The organism is Neotabrizicola sp. VNH66, assembly GCF_049445895.1.
GTDB lineage: Bacteria > Pseudomonadota > Alphaproteobacteria > Rhodobacterales > Rhodobacteraceae > Pseudogemmobacter.
Genome location: NZ_JBMSDW010000049.1, coordinates 1 through 1,681, shown reverse-complemented (window position 1 = coordinate 1,681; position 1,681 = coordinate 1). Strand labels below are relative to the sequence as shown.

General features: G+C 57.9%; 2 protein-coding genes. Both read left to right on the top strand.

Going from position 1 to position 1,681, the window contains the following annotated elements; translation table 11 throughout:
• A partial coding sequence (locus ACO2Q5_RS23865) for a hypothetical protein (RefSeq protein ID WP_423295716.1) occupies window positions 1–803 on the top strand: 803 nt, incomplete at its 5' end.
• Between the two features lie 5 nt (window positions 804–808).
• Entirely contained in the window at window positions 809–1,513 is a 705-nt protein-coding gene (locus tag ACO2Q5_RS23860) for a hypothetical protein (RefSeq protein WP_423295714.1), read from the top strand.
• The last annotated feature ends 168 nt before the right edge of the window (window positions 1,514–1,681 follow it).

Sequence of the window (1,681 nt, the reverse complement as noted above, 5' to 3'; positions counted from 1 at the left end):
TTCGCGATGAAGCTCGCTCTCAAGCGTCGCGTCACCAAAGCGGCCTGACGTCCAGGCAAACGACAACCCCAATACGGGCGGTGCCTCAGGCGCCGCCCGTTGCCATTCCAGAGGTTACACCGCGTCAACTGACGCAAGAGGAAAACTGTGGCATCATTTCTTCAAGGCGATTTTCGCCATGGGGAGAAAAGACAATGACGCGACATCAAGACCAGTGGTCGGCCATTGCCATGAATGCCTACGAAACCATCGCGCCGAGCCTCGACGCCCTGGCCTGGATGGACATCCCCTTCGACGACAATCTCGAACTGGCCACGATCCAACTGACCAGTTGGGACGTTCGCCTTAACGGCGAAGTTCAGGCAGAGTGGCTTCGGATCTGGCACAACCAAATCGGCATGGGTCGGGATAGCGACTTCGAGGACTACCTGAAGATCTGTTTTGAGGAGAAGACGGTAGCGATGAGCCGCAACCTCCTGAAGAAGGCACTTCGGGGGATTCCCCAGTTGAACCTAGGTCAGCTTGTCGAACCCGTCCTTGTTCCCGTAGAGGAGGGGCTTGGTCGCGACGAAAATTTCCGGACTGCTGCGAATCGCATACGAAAGCGAGTTGCTGGCCCGATGCAGGCATTGATGATGTGGACTGTGGAGTGCCAGATGCGCGATGTGGGAGGCCAGGAACAGCCTGGCAGATGGTTGATCGGCGTCGGACCTGCGGCTGACTACTTTCGCAAATTGATTTATGTCCCCCTTCGTCGGCGCCAGATTGCCAGTTACATCGCGAAACACGGTATGCCGGAGTAACTGAGATGTTCCTCAAGTCATCCATCACCGCCCTTGCCGTTTCGGTCATCGCTTCGGTCCCGGCTTCGGCAGATTCGGCTCCCAAGGGAGCTCTTCATGTCGCACCTGATGAAAACCTCCCCGTCAGCGCTTCTACGCTGACGCCGATATACACCTTCAAGATGATCGACGAAGCGTTTGGAACTCTCGGCGACTTCGGCCAGATTGCCGACATCCGGGGTGAGACACCGACCGGTGCCGTGAAGCTGATGGTAAGCTATAACAATGACATGACCGACGGGACGCTGAAGACCTTCGACGCCGGTATCGCGCAGCTTGCCGACACCCGCGGCGAGACGCCGACCGGTGCCATGAACCTGATCGCGAAGTACCTGCCTGAAACGTCCGGTGAGGCGTTCGGAACTCTCGGCGACTTCGGCCAGATTGCCGACATCCGTGGCGAGACCCCGACAGATGCCATGCGGCTGATGGTAAGCTATAACTATGACATGGTCGACGGGATGGTGAAGACCTTCGATGCCGATATCGCGCAGCTTGCCGACACCCGCGGCGAGACGCCGACCGGTGCCATGAAGCTGATCCCGGATTACTTGGCTGAAGCGTCTGCTGAGGGATTCGGTACTCTCGGCGACTTCGGCCAGATTGCCAACATCCAGGGCGGGACACCGATCGCCGTGAAGCTGATCGCTAAGTACGGTATCGGGGGTTAGTCAGGGGATCCCCGTCGTCCGCGTACCGGCTCCTTGCGGTATCGGCTGCACCATGGGCGCAGTATGCATGGCGGCAACTTCTAGGCGCGAGCTGAATTCTCGTAACTGATTGATATCAAACTAACTTATGGCGTGCGAATCGGTATGAAGGTCTCGGGCATCTCAAAC

Excerpts from the sequence above, each read along its gene's own strand:
- ACO2Q5_RS23860 (WP_423295714.1), top strand. The coding sequence starts at position 809 with ATGTTCCTCAAGTCATCCATCACCGCCCTTGCCGTTTCGGTCATCGCT.